10 protein-coding genes are annotated in these 12663 nt (G+C 57.8%); 7 read left to right on the top strand and 3 right to left on the bottom strand.

Annotated elements, in window-relative coordinates; translation table 11 throughout:
- The first annotated feature begins 42 nt into the window (after nucleotides 1-42).
- The gene (locus H8K04_19620) at nucleotides 43-201 is read left to right on the top strand and encodes a hypothetical protein (GenBank protein ID UVT15970.1); all 159 of its coding nucleotides are present in this window, start codon (nucleotides 43-45) and stop codon (nucleotides 199-201) included.
- On the opposite strand, the gene H8K04_19615 is transcribed toward H8K04_19620, so the two are convergent.
- Complete coding sequence (locus tag H8K04_19615) at nucleotides 198-458, bottom strand: hypothetical protein (GenBank protein UVT15969.1); 261 nt, start codon at nucleotides 456-458, stop codon at nucleotides 198-200. The two genes, H8K04_19620 and H8K04_19615, sit on opposite strands and share 4 nt — an antisense overlap.
- A 497-nt stretch (nucleotides 459-955) precedes the next feature.
- On the opposite strand from H8K04_19615, the gene H8K04_19610 reads away from it, so the two are divergent.
- The 3 genes from H8K04_19610 (at nucleotide 956) to H8K04_19600 (ending at nucleotide 5028) form a co-directional block, all read left to right on the top strand.
- A complete protein-coding gene (locus H8K04_19610) occupies nucleotides 956-1714 on the top strand; it encodes a class I SAM-dependent methyltransferase (GenBank protein UVT15968.1) in 759 nt (252 codons plus the stop codon).
- Nucleotides 1715-2202: 488 nt separating this feature from the next.
- A complete protein-coding gene (locus H8K04_19605) occupies nucleotides 2203-2697 on the top strand; it encodes a sel1 repeat family protein (GenBank protein ID UVT15967.1) in 495 nt (164 codons plus the stop codon).
- A 75-nt stretch (nucleotides 2698-2772) separates the two neighbouring features.
- Nucleotides 2773-5028 (top strand): hypothetical protein, encoded by a 2256-nt coding sequence (locus H8K04_19600; GenBank protein ID UVT15966.1) that lies wholly within the window; start codon nucleotides 2773-2775, stop codon nucleotides 5026-5028.
- A gap of 46 nt (nucleotides 5029-5074) precedes the next feature.
- On the opposite strand, the gene H8K04_19595 is transcribed toward H8K04_19600, so the two are convergent.
- Both H8K04_19595 and gcvP read right to left on the bottom strand, forming a co-directional pair.
- Nucleotides 5075-6385 carry an aminotransferase class V-fold PLP-dependent enzyme gene (locus tag H8K04_19595; GenBank protein UVT18050.1) on the bottom strand — a complete coding sequence of 437 codons (1311 nt, stop codon included), beginning with the start codon at nucleotides 6383-6385 and terminating at the stop codon, nucleotides 5075-5077.
- A gap of 125 nt (nucleotides 6386-6510) precedes the next feature.
- Nucleotides 6511-9399: an aminomethyl-transferring glycine dehydrogenase gene (gcvP, locus tag H8K04_19590; GenBank protein ID UVT15965.1), complete on the bottom strand. Its 2889-nt coding sequence runs from the start codon at nucleotides 9397-9399 to the stop codon at nucleotides 6511-6513.
- A 296-nt stretch (nucleotides 9400-9695) separates the two neighbouring features.
- Here gcvP and H8K04_19585 point away from each other — a divergent pair, with 296 nt between their 5' ends.
- From H8K04_19585 to H8K04_19575, 3 genes are all read left to right on the top strand, one after another.
- Nucleotides 9696-10340, top strand: a complete 645-nt coding sequence (locus H8K04_19585) for a hypothetical protein (protein ID UVT15964.1) — start codon at nucleotides 9696-9698, stop codon at nucleotides 10338-10340.
- 114 nt (nucleotides 10341-10454) lie between these two features.
- Nucleotides 10455-11126, top strand: a complete 672-nt coding sequence (locus H8K04_19580; protein UVT15963.1) for a response regulator transcription factor — start codon at nucleotides 10455-10457, stop codon at nucleotides 11124-11126.
- A gap of 112 nt (nucleotides 11127-11238) precedes the next feature.
- On the top strand, nucleotides 11239-12642 hold the full coding sequence (locus H8K04_19575) for a HAMP domain-containing protein (protein ID UVT15962.1): 1404 nt from the start codon (nucleotides 11239-11241) through the stop codon (nucleotides 12640-12642).
- Nucleotides 12643-12663 lie beyond the last annotated feature (21 nt).

Genomic DNA, 12663 nt, shown 5'->3' with positions numbered 1-12663 from the left:
AGGAAGGCGTTGTGGGATGCGTGGAGACTGGAGGGCATGCCAATGCCCGACTATAGGAAACGCTGGATCGAGTTCGGCACAGCACGATGGAAAGGTAACAAAGGATGCCCGGACGGGAGCTTGGCGTCCCGTGAAGAGGCACAAGCAGCCGCGCTGAATCAGGCACAACGCGTCATCGATTCACTCACGACTCCAGTCTAATCCCCATGTCGTTCAAGGCTCAGGAACAAGACATCCATGGAATTCACCCAAAGGTGACAATGATACCTGATCGCCTCTGTACCTGGTGCAGCGTTCCCATGAAGAAACGGCTGGTCGGCGGCGACCAGTTCGTCCACTACACCTGCCCCAAATGCCTTTTCCAGCACACGACCAGACCGCGTCCCAAGGCGTAAGCTCCCGGTCCGCTTGGCGAGAGGGCGAGTGATGCGGACACCGAGTGGACTTTTGCCGGACATGTCGTCGTCCCGCCATGCCATGGTGTTTCGGCGTTGATCTATCATCCTTCTGTGGGTGTTGATTGCGCCGAAAAACACGGAAAAAGAGAACCTTCGGGCGCGGGTACCGTGCCCGCATCCGGTTAACCGTCAAGACATTGTCAAGTGGCTGCCCTACTCTGTCGTGGAAGCGAACTTGCTCGACGCTCAGGATTTTTGCAGACACAAGTGTTCCCAGAGAACCCAAGACGATGCAGCAGCTGTTGCCATCACGGCGGAGTCTGCAGATATTTAAAGGGACGTGCTTCTCTGCCGTGACGGACGACTGAGCCCGTCGTGTGGCTGCAACTAGTTGGCGCCGGTAAAGCTCGCCTATCCCATTGCGTGACATCACGCTGGCGGTCTGGCAAGATGAGTTTATGTCGAGACCGAAACCCAAGGCCGGGAAACTTCCTGGTAAGAGTCCAGTCGACCGGCGAAGCTTGCCACTGTTACGGGGTCTCAACTGAGGGGGTAACATGCATACGCCAGATGTGCGCCACATTGAGATTTGCAAACACAAAGGCATCCCGATCACATCCGACAGCCTTATCCTGGACTTTGGCTGTGGGGACGGGCATCGGGTGTACCAACTGCGCGACATGGGATATCGTCAGGCCTTTGGCTACAACAAAGGCGACTTTATGGACCGGCCTAATCCGATTAAACTGCGCCAAGAGGCGGATGCAGGTTGGTTTCGATTCTCCAATCATGACGTGATGCCGTGGCCCGATAATACGTTTGACCTCATCCTGTCAGATCAAGTCTTTGAACACGTCCATGATCAGCAGGTGGTGTTTCGCGAAATCCATCGCGTTTTGAAACCTGGCGGGGTGGCGGTGCATGTTCTGCCAGCAAAATGGCAGATCATCGAGCCGCATCTCCATGTGCCACTCGGAGGGCTGATCCCCTTTAAGCGTTATGCCTGGTATTATTTTTGGGCGCTATTGGGGATACGGAGCCCGTACCAGCGTGGGAAGTCGGCCAGCTATGTCGCGCAATGGAATTTGAAGTATGCGACGGAGTGCTTGAATTATCTAAGCTGCCGTCAATACGCCAAACTTCTCCAACAGTTCTCTTGGACGATGAGCTGGGAAGAACTGGCCTACATGCAGACCAGCTATAAGCCCCGTATCCGACAAATCGGCCAGCTCGCCGCCGTCGTGCCGTTCATGGTGAGTTTGATTCGCACGTTTCGAGAGCGCGTGATGTTCTTGCAGAAGGCTACCGCCGCATGATCCTTCTGTTCATCAGTCCGTTCACGCTGCTGGCGAGGGAAGGGTGGTAGAATGCGGGCATTCATGATCAGGTGACAAGATAGCGATACCTGCCCAGACGCCTCTTAACGCCCCTTCCGGCGCAACGGACCGAAGGAGGCTGGGGCGACATACTCGGCGAGATCATCTGCATGGTTTCAGTCTTCCGCGACGGCGGCTGACCAGGCCAGAACTGGTCAATCAGCATAAGTCCGAAGGTTCCCGCATCTGCAACATGGCCGTGGTCGTCGGATGGAATTCAATCGTCTTTTGGTTATGTGACGCTTGGGCGAACGCTGTCGGCGAAAACAACATTTTGGTGACATTTTGGTCTCGCTCGACAAGAATGGGTTTGCCCGCGCCACTTCCTGCTGTGGTGTAGGCAGAAGCCGAAGAAATGGCTTTGTGTAACTGGGTGTAAGACGGTCAAGATCTCGATGCTTCTTGTAGCGCCTAAAGATAGGTAAACGATGAGGCCTTTCCTGCTCACGGTGATGTTGGTCGTCGTGGGTGCGACATCGGCGGCAGCACTCTCCGGTGATGAACCGTATGATGCCCTCCAGCGTGGCGACTTCAGAGTGGCGGCCGGACTCTTTTACCCTTTGGCGGAGAAAGGCGACGCGCGAGCGCAGTACAATCTGGGACTGCTGTATGCCAGCGGCCTAGGTGTGACCCAGAACTATCAGGTTGCCCTGAAATGGCATCGCCTGGCGGCAGGGCAGGGCCACGCGGGGGCTCAGAACGAACTAGCCCAGATGTATGCGAAGGGGGCCGGTGTTCCACAAGACTATGTTCGTGCCCATATGTGGTATACAGTGGCTGCAGAATCGTCGAGCGGCGGTTCAAAGAATGAGATAATGAAAGACCGTGACATGATGGCATCACACATGACTCCGCCTCAGATCCAGAAAGCGCAGGAGATCGCGCAGCGTTGTCTGCAAAGTCAGTTCAAGAAGTGTGATTAGGAGAATCCTCCCGAGCAACTCTCCCTCTTGCCTCTTCCGCCCACCGTGGTTCAGACTATAGCCAACGGGTGCTTCATGAAGCGCCGATCGGGCACGAAATCGATAAGACTGGGGATCGCTCTCCTCGTCTTCATCATGCCTCCGCCGGGACGGGACGTGAACCTCTCTGCAGAGGCGGATGACACTGCTCTTGAGCGACCGGGCTTCTCGATTATTACCCGGGATGGCTCGGGCGATGCCGGTCAGTACAGCTCCGTGACCATCGGGGCCGACGGGCTGGCTCTCATCAGCTACTATGATGCCATCAACGGCGACCTGAAGGTCGCCCACTGCTCCAACCAGACGTGTACCTCCGCGACGATCAGTTCTCTGGACCGCACCGGCGATGTCGGTCGCTACACCTCCATCGCCATCGGAAGCGATGACCTGGGCCTCATCACGTACCATGACGCCACGAACGGGGATTTGAAAGTTGCCCACTGCGTCGATGTTGCCTGCACTTCGGCCACGCTCACCGCCCTCGACCGCGACGGGGATGTCGGTCAGTACAGTTCCCTGACTATCGGTACCGACAAACTCCCCCTTATCACTTACTACGATGTCACGAATGGAGACCTGAAAGCGGCGCATTGCAGCGACGTCGCCTGTAGGGCGGCTACGATTACCACGCTCACGTTTCTCAAAGCCGAGGAAAATGTCGGTCTGTACACCTCGGTTGCTATTGCCGGAGGCCAGGGGCTCATCAGCTATTATGACGCGACCGACCACTACTTGAAATCCGCCCTCTGTCCTGACCTACCTTGTACGGAACCCACGCTCACGACCACTCCAGATAAAACCGGCGATGTGGGCCAGTACAGTTCCGTGGCGATCGGTATGGACAGTCGGCCGCTCATCGGCTACTACGATGCGACGAACGGCGATCTAAAAGTCGTGCACTGTGAGGAAGTGGTGTGCACGTCCGCAACGCGCACCGTTCTTGAGAGTGAAGGCGATGTCGGTCTCTACACCTCCACGACGATCGGGGCCGATGGCCTCGGCCTGATCAGCTACTACGACGCGACAAACGGGGATCTGAAAGTGGCTCACTGTGGCGACGTCGCGTGTACCTTCGCGACCATTGCCACACCGGACAGCATCGGCAACGTCGGAGAACACAGTTCCGTGGCCACCGGCATCGATGGACTTCCTCTCATCAGCTACTATGATGTGACAAACGGAGATCTGAAAGTGGCTCATTGTGGCGACGCAGAGTGTATCTCTGCGACCGTGACGTTGCTGGATGGGGGAGCGATCAATGTGGGCGCGCCGTCTTCGATGGTGATGGGACCTGATGGAAAGGGGCTTATCAGCTATCATGATGCGACGAAGGGCAACCTCAAGGTGATTCACTGTGCCGATCTCGCCTGTGCCTCGGCCACGCTTGCGACGATTGAAAGCCGGCACGATATCGGTCAGTTCATGTCGGTCTCGATCGGGACCGACGGACTCCCCCTTATCGCGTACTACGATGCGACGAACGGCGATCTGAACATCATGCACTGCGCTGATCTTGCCTGCATTACAGGGACTCAAACCTCGTTGGACGAAACGGGACAGGTCGGGCAATTTCCGTCGATGACCGTCGGGGTTGATGGTCGAGGTTTGATCAGCTACTACGACGCCACGAACGGGGACCTCAAGGTCGCCCACTGTGCCGACATTGCCTGTAGCTCAGCAAAGGCCACCATACTCGCCAGCAAAGGTGACGTCGGTCAATTTACTTCGGTCACCATCGGAGCCGACGGCCTGGCGCTGATCAGCTACTATGATGCGACCAACGAGGACATCAGGGTTGCGCATTGCGACGATCTCGCCTGTGCCTCAGCCACGCATAGTGTCTTGGACAGTTCAGGGCAGGTCGGTCAGTATAGCTCCGTGGTGGTTGGGTCCGATGGATTCGGCTTGATCAGCTACTACGACGCCACGAACGGGGACCTCAAGGTCGCCCATTGTGCCGACCTGGGCTGCGGTTCCGCCAAGGTCGGCACCCTTCACAGTCAGGGTGATGTTGGACGATTCACGTCGATGACCATCGGTCCTGACGGCCGAGGTCTGATCAGTTACTACGATGCGACGAACGGGGATCTCAGAGTCGCCCATTGCGTCGATGTTGACTGTCGTTCGGCAACCCACACTGCCGTCCAGAATGAAGGCGATGTCGGTCAATTCACGTCGATGATTATCGGGATCGATGGCCGAGGCCTGATCAGCTACTACGACGTCACGAACGGGGACCTCAAGGTCGCCCATTGTTCCAATAGCCTGTGCCTCCCGCATCACCGCCGCTGAGAAGCATCCGGCACTGCAATAATGGCGCACGTTGCAGGCCTGATCTCTATGACGAGCGAAGATGTCGTATCTCAGCCAAGGTGGTTTCCAACTCATCCGGTGAGTTGAGGAGACTCGGTGCGAGCCGAGCATACTGCGTCGCGTATGGCGTCACGCTACCGACGATCCGGCGCTGGCGCAGCTTTTCCACGAGCTGACGAGGAGTCATTCCCGCCACTTCGAAGCACACGATCCCGGCCGACAGATCTTGTGAGAGCGGTGTGTGGAGGGTGACGTGAGGCATGGCCGCCAAGCCCTGCTTCAGCTGTTGGTTCAGATCATAGATGCGTTGAGTCACTCTGGATTTCCCGATGGCCTGATGAAACGTAAAGGCTTCGTCCAAGGCCCAGCGGTGTTCGAACGAGTGGAACCCGCCCGGAGTCATGTGGACGGATTGAGGAAGGTCTTTCGAGGAAGCATTCTTCATCCACAGATCGTACGCCTGCGTACTGAAAGTTGGGATGGTCGCCTGAGCAATCGGCCAGGCCAGTGGGTGGCCCCAGACGAGACCGGTCCCCCGCGGGCCGAACATCCATTTATGAGTCCCGGCGATCAGAAAGTCGCACCCGAGCTCGGTGAGGCGGAAATCCTCAACCCCCAAGGCATGGACTCCGTCTACGCAGAAGATGATGCGATCCTGCTCGCCTCTTGAGCGATTGACGGATTGGATGACCTCAGCCATTTCGTGGATCGGCAGCTTGAGTCCCGTGCTGGAATGGACCCAGGTGACGGCCACGATGCGTGTGGCGGGGGCGATGCCTTTTCGCAAGGAATCGACGATCTCGCCGCGAGATACCGTCTTGAGTGAACGATAGAGGGAGATTTGACGTACGACGGCGCCCGTGCGTTCGGCACGCAGGCGTAGCGCTGTTTCCGTGGAATAGTGATCGTGGGTCGTCGTTAAGATTTCCTGTCCGTTGCGAAGCGCCAGCCCGCCGTAGAGCAGGCCCAACCCCATCGTCGTGCTGTCGGTCAACGCGATATCGATGGGTTCAACGCCCAGATAGTCGGCTGCCGCCCGGAGAACCTGGGCTTCCTGCTTCTCCTCATGCTCGTACCAATAGCCGATGGGATCGGCATCCAGGCCGGCCCGATGCCGTTCGATCGCCTCGCGCACCGGCGTGGGATGAGACGCCAGAAAGAACGCAGCCAGATGGATGAGCTGGGGGGACAGGGGAAACTGCGCCCGCAGATCATCCCAGCTGGAACCCTTGCTTTGGATGGGCTGTTGATCAGCCAAGGCGCGATCAAACGCACCTGCTAGAACCGCTGCGCTGAAGGCCAACCCCGTCCGCACCAGGAAACCTCGACGTCCGATGTCGCCCATATGAACCTCCAAGTCAGAGCTGACAGCTGTACTGTACTGCGAGTTCAGAAAATCCGGCAAGGAGCCCCCGACCATTTCAGAGCACTGAGAGGCCCGCAGCGTGAGGGAGGCGCCTGCTAGGACTGGTAGGTTTCCATTGGCGGACAACTACAAATCAGGTGGCGGTCGCCGTATGCCTCGTCGATACGACTCACGCTCGGCCAGAACTTGCTGTGCTTCAGCCAAGGCGCGGGAAACGCGGCCTGTTCGCGGCTATACGGACGATGCCATTCTGTCGCCGTCACAATCGCAGCGGTGTGAGGCGCGTTCTTCAGCAGATTGTTCGTGCGCGGTTGTCGTCCATCGACGATCTCTTGAATCTCGGCACGAATGAGGATGAGCGCCTCGCAGAGCCGATCGAGCTCGCCCTTGGCTTCGCTCTCCGTCGGTTCGACCATGAGCGTGCCGGCCACTGGGAACGACACGGTCGGCGCATGGAAACCATAGTCCATCAATCGCTTGGCCACATCCATCGCTTCGACACCGGCGCTTTCCTTAAATTCGCGCAGATCCAGAATGAACTCATGAGCGACCAGTCCGGAGTCTCCCTTGTACAGAATGGAGTAATGCTTTTCCAGCCGCTTGGCCATGTAGTTGGCGCTCAGGATGGCCACCTGTGTGGCTTTGGTGAGTCCGTCACGGCCCATCAAGGCAATATATACCCAGGAAATCGGGAGAATGCTCGGGCTGCCGAATGGGGCCGCCGATACGGGACCGATGGCTTGCGGTCCACCGATCTTGACCACGGTGTGTCCCGGCAGAAACGGCGCAAGATGCGGCGCCACTCCGATCGGTCCCACGCCGGGACCTCCGCCTCCATGGGGGATGCAAAACGTCTTATGGAGATTGAGATGGCAGACATCGGCCCCGATGTCGCCCAAACGACAAAGGCCGACCATGGCGTTCATGTTCGCCCCATCGATATACACTTGTCCGCCGTGCGTATGGACGATTTGGCAAATACGCCGCACGCTCGCCTCAAATACTCCATGGGTGGAAGGATACGTGAGCATCAGGGCCGACAACCGGTCCCGATATTGGGCGGCCTTGGCTTCCAGATCGGCGACATCCACGTTTCCGTGCCGATCGCAGGCGACGGCGACAACCGTCATGCCGACCATGGCCGCACTGGCGGGATTCGTACCGTGAGCCGAAACGGGGATCAAGCACACATCGCGGTGTGTTTCGCCCGTCGACTGGTGGTAAGCCCTAATCACCATCAGGCCGGAATATTCACCCTGGGATCCTGCATTCGGTTGGAGGGAAAACGCCGCAAATCCGGCGATCTCGGCCAGCCAGGCTTCGAGTTGCCGGAACAGGGTCCGGTAGCCAAGAGTTTGGTCAACCGGGGCGAATGGGTGCAGGCGAGCGAACTCCGGCCAGGTGACCGGGAGCATTTCGGCGGTGGCATTCAGCTTCATCGTGCAGGATCCCAACGGGATCATCGAGTGCACGAGCGACAGATCCTTGGCTTGCAAACGATGGAGATAGCGCAGCATCTCGTGCTCTGAATGATATCGATGGAAAACCTCGTGCGTCAGATACTTACTAGTTCTCTCCAACGGAGCGGGATAGCGCAGATCGATGGTGGCGGCGAGGTCGGAGAGGCGGAACGGCAACTGATCCTGACCGACGAAAATCTGCAGAAGGCGGCGCACTTCTTCCTCGGAGCTGACTTCGTCGAGCGAGATGCCGATCGAGCCGTCCTCATAACGCCGGAAATTGATCCCGTATTCATCCGCTCTCACCGTAATCTGTTTAGCCTGGGCCTCGGACACGGGAACCCGAATCGTATCGAAGAAGACCTTCGGCGAGACTTCGAACCCAAGCCGACGCAGTCCTTCAGCCAGCAACAGCGAGAGGCCGCGTACGCGCTCGGCAATCCGACGCAGCCCGTCCGGCCCGTGGTACACCGCGAACATCGCGGCCATGACGGCCAACAAGACTTGGGCCGTACAGATGTTGCTCGTGGCTTTCTCCCGTCGAATGTGTTGTTCCCGTGTTTGAAGCGAGAGCCTGATGGCCGGTTTGCCGGTCACGTCTTTTGAGACGCCGACGAGTCGACCCGGCACTTGCCGTTTGTACTCCTCCCTGGTGGCCAGAAATGCGGCGTGAGGGCCACCAAAGCCGATCGGCACACCGAACCGTTGTGTCGAACCGACGACGATATCCGCGCCGAATTCTCCTGGTGAGCGGAGCAACGTCAAGGCGAGAAGATCGGTGGCGACCACGACCAGCACGCCGGCCTCATGCGCCTGGGTGACCAAGGCGCTGAAATCACCCACATATCCGTCAGTAGCCGGGTACTGCAACAGAATGCCGCACAGCTGAGGACGCGAGCAATCAACGGACGAAGGGATGCCGGTTTGGATGACGATGCCGAGCGGTTCGGCTCTCGTCTGCAACACGGCCGACGTCTGTGGATGACAGTCTCGCGAGACGAAAAACTCTTTTCGCTCCTGACCAGCGTTGCGGCCGATCGCATAGCACATCGCCATGGCTTCGGCTGCAGCGGTCGCTTCATCCAGCAGTGAGGCATTCGCCAGCGGGAGGCCGGTCAGGTCTGTCACCATGGTCTGGAAGTTGACGAGCGCCTCCAATCGGCCCTGCGAGATCTCGGCTTGGTACGGAGTGTATTGCGTATACCAGGCCGGATTTTCTAGAATGTTTCGTTGAATCACGCCCGGGGTGACGCAGTCGTAGTACCCCATGCCGATAAGCGACCGATAGACCTTGTTCTGTGACGCGAGATCTTTCAGCCGGCCCAGCACGGCCTGTTCGCCTTCGCCGGCAGGAATATCGAGAGATTGATGGAGCCGAATGTCAGAGGGGATCACCGTATCGGACAAGGTATCGAGCGACTGTAGGCCTAACGTGGCCAGCATTTCTTGGATATCGGCTTGTGTGGGACCAATGTGCCGATGGAGAAAATCGTCGCTCGGTTGGAGCCAATTCTGAGTGGTCATCGAGTCATCTGTCCTCTATGTGAGTTCCGTGAGATCGATATCAATGGCTGCCGTGTCGACCGCGCAGCCTATCATGGCATCGGCTCTTTTCCAAGAGACGGAACTCCCGCGTTGGAAGGAGAATCGATGGTCATGACACAGGAGGTCAGCATGACGAAGAGGGTAGGCCGAAGCAGACCGATGATGCGCCCGGTGGTCTCCGAGGGCTCAACGTCTTGCACAGGCGCGTACTTTCGTTGCTTTTCTCGGAATTCACGCTATTGTTGCTTCATACCTCGAGTCCGGAGAGCTGACCTATGGCAGCCATGAATCGGGGCTCCGATCAAACGACAGTCAAGGAACCTCGGTCCCGTTTCTCGACGGGAAAGGTTGTCGTCATCGCCCTTGCTCTGGGGGCCACAGTGGTCATCGGATATCTGGTCTTCAAGAGCCAAGGTCTGGTGACCGGTTTCTTGGCTCCTCATTTTCCCGCTACTCAGCCCAGCGTGGTTCTCACAGGACCACAGTCGAGACCCGTCGCATCTGATGTGCGTTTGACTCGTGAAGGGATCGACGTTCTTCTCGATACCCTGGACGAAGCGATTCGCCGAAAAGACGTCGACGGCGTCGTGCGCCACATTACTTCCGATGCCATCATTACCATTCATATGAAACAAGGCCCGCAGCAGCAGCAGGCCATGCTGACGCGGGATGAGTATCGAAGGACCTTGGCCATGGCGTTTGCCTTTCCCAGCGCCAACGACTTCACCCGTACGAATACGTCGGTCTCGTTGGCTTCGGATGAACGAAGCGCGAAGGTCTCCTTCAAGTCGACGGAAACGCTTCGACAGGCGAATCGAGAATTCAAGACAGAGGGAGAGGAAACGCTTGTCTTCAACATTCGGGACGGCAAGCCCATGATCACCTCTCTGGAACAGACTTTCCCCGGCGATTCCACCTAGTCGGCGAATCAGCCTTCTCGTACGGGCTTCAGTTCAGCGCGCTCGTTCTCGCCGAGATTCAGGATCTCTGGTTTGATATAATCATCGCGCGGATCAACCTTTGCTGGAGTGACCATGCGGGTTCTTGTCATAGAAGATGAAACCAAAGTCGGGTGTTTTATTAAGCGAGCGCTTGAGGAAGAAAGTTATGCCGTCGACCTCTGCGAGGACGGGGCCAAAGGGTTGGAGATGGCCTTGTCGACCAACTATGATCTTCTTGTGGTCGACGTCATGTTGCCGTCCATGTCCGGTTTGGATGTGTTGAAGAACCTCCGGCGAGAACGGATTCAAACTCCGGTGTTGATCCTCTCGGCGCAATCTCAAATCGATCAGAGAGTCAAGGGACTGGACGCCGGCGCCGACGATTACCTGACGAAACCGTTCGCCATCGATGAGCTGCTGGCGCGCGTGCGCGCGTTGTTGCGCCGTGGCGCGACGGAGAGCCCTGGGATCCTTCAAGTCGACGACTTGATGCTCAACCCGGCGACGCGTGACGTGACGCGGGGTGGCCAACGCATCGATCTGACGCTGAAAGAGTATGCCCTGCTGGAATATCTGATGCGCCATACCGGCCGTGTCCTCACACGGCCCATGATCTCTGAGCACGTGTGGAATCAAGACTTCGACACCTTCACGAATGTCATCGACGTCTATGTGAACTATCTCCGGAATAAAATCGACCGGGGCCGAACCAAGAAACTGATCCATACCATCCGCGGGAGCGGGTATATGCTGAAGGCCGACTAGCACGATGCCGAGGCAACCAGCTGCCCCCTCACGCAGCGGCTTCAGCCATACCAAACCGACAGCAAGGGTTCGCCGCGATTTGGTGCCGTCGTCACCGACCGGGAGTTGACCTATGCCGCTACGTGTCCGGCTGACCCTCTGGTATGGGAGTGCCCTTGCCCTCATTTTGATTATTTTCTCAGTCATTCTTTACGCCGTGACGGCGCAACATCTTCGCGACGCCGTCGATGAATCTCTCGAAGAAACGGCCGCCGCGGCTGTGCGTTCACTGGAAGAGCGGGGGTTTCTGCCTCTCGTCAACGAAGAGGAATTGCTTTCCCAATTTCCCGAGCTGGCACGAATCGACAAGTTCTTCCAGATTTTCAGCCCTTCCGGCACGATCACGATCCGCTCGCCGAATATCAAGCAGCACGAAGTTCCGCTCAGCCGAACCGCCCTCGAAACCGCATTTTCCGGACAGAGCACCTTTGAGTCGGCCAAGTATCCCCACGAGCCTCCGCTGCGGTTGATCTCCGTGCCGATCATGTTCCGCGGCAATCTGCTGTATATCGTGCAGGTCGGCACGTCGATGGAGTCGGTGGGAGAAACCCTCCGGAGGTTCCTCGTACTCCTCGTTGTGGCCATCCCGATCGCGCTCGCTGTCTCTCTGGCAGGGGGGTGGTTCTTGGCAGGTCGTGCGCTGCGCCCGGTCGATAAAATCACCCTGGCCGCTCAACGCATTGCCGCGGGAGATCTCAGTCAGCGCCTGAGCATGCCGGCAGCGCATGATGAGATCGGTCGGCTGGCGGCCACGTTCAACAACATGATCGGGCGGCTGGACACCTCGTTTCGCCAAATCCGTCAATTCACCAGCGATGCGTCACATGAGTTGAGAACGCCCTTGACCGTGATGAAAGGGGAAACGGATCTGGTTCTGCGGCGACCTCGACCGCTGGAGGATTACCAGTCGGTGCTTGAAAGCAATCTGGAAGAGATCGATCGAATGACCCGAATCGTCGATGAACTCTTGTTCCTTTCCCGCGCCGATATGGGTGAAGTCAAAATGGAATCATTGCCCGTCGCGCTGGAGTTCTTGGTCGAAGACATTCATCGTCAGGCCACCTTGCTCGGACAGGAGCGGAATGTCGAAGTGGTGCTCGGAACAGTCATGCCGGTGGTCGTCCAAGGCGATGACTTGCGGCTTCGTGAACTGCTGCTGAATCTGGTCGAGAATGCGATGAAGTATTCGCATCCGGGCGGCAAAGTTGAGATCTCGCTGTTGAACGATGGACGGGAGGCTCGACTGTCGATCACCGACCATGGCATCGGCATCGATCCGGCCGACCACAAACGGATTTTCCAGCGTTTCTTCCGCACCGACGTGGCCCGGGCCCACACGAAGAAGGGAACGGGTCTGGGGCTCGCCATCTGCGCCTGGATCGCAGATTTACACAAAGGCCGAGTCGAGGTCAAAAGCAATCTTGGCCAAGGATCAACCTTCACCGTCGTGCTCCCCCTCACGCGCCCATCGACTTAACGAACTCTAATACTGGGCTAA

The sequence above is a fragment of the Nitrospira sp. genome (assembly GCA_024760525.1).
Taxonomy (GTDB): Bacteria; Nitrospirota; Nitrospiria; order Nitrospirales; family Nitrospiraceae; genus Nitrospira_D.
This window is presented reverse-complemented; position numbering and strand designations above follow the sequence as displayed.